The 598-nt window shown below is 56.0% G+C and carries 1 protein-coding gene; it reads right to left on the bottom strand.

Annotated features, from left to right (window positions below):
• On the bottom strand, nt 1–598 hold a 598-nt coding region (locus ACM6G4_RS20660), incomplete at both ends, for a DUF6396 domain-containing protein (RefSeq protein WP_414914501.1).

Raw genomic sequence — 598 nt, 5'->3', positions numbered from 1 at the left:
GAGCTTGCCGTCCCAAGCAGGCAACGTGGCAGGCGGCAGTGGGACGATCTCGTTGATCTCGGGGACTTTGGGATTGGCGTAGGAGTAACCCGAGAGGATTTTCCAGATTTTTTCGTAGCGATCGGCGCGTTCGAGGTCTTCCTGTTGGCCCAGGTAGTACATCCGATCATCCGGCTCCGGACCACGGAAGCCTTTGCTCAAAAAAGAAGTCGAAGTGCTGTCACCGGCCGCTGCCCCGTGCTGGAATGCTTCGAGTGCTTCCTGATAACGCCCTTTCGTCGATAAATTAATACCTAGTGCTCTTGCCGCTTTGCCGTTTCCTTGCTCCCCAGCGCAACGGCGCATTTGCCGGGCAACGTCCGGGGCAATGTTGATCGGCGCCAACTTGTCTGCGACATAGGCTTGAGCTAGCGGATTACCTTCATCGGCGGCTTTGCGGTAGTAACGCAACGCCATTTCGTGATCTTTCTGTAGTCCCGCCGAACCGTTCTGCAGGAAAATGCCGACAAAGTAATATCCCGTTGCCACTCCCGCGTTGATCAGTTGCTCACTCATGCGCAAATGCTCTTCGCCACGGAGTCCGAAATACCCGCGCATG

The sequence above is a fragment of the Pseudomonas sp. IT-P258 genome, assembly GCF_949767825.1.
Taxonomy (GTDB): Bacteria; Pseudomonadota; Gammaproteobacteria; order Pseudomonadales; family Pseudomonadaceae; genus Aquipseudomonas; species Aquipseudomonas monachiensis.
The sequence above is the reverse complement of the archived record's forward strand: the minus strand, read 5'-3'. Positions and strand labels throughout refer to the sequence as shown.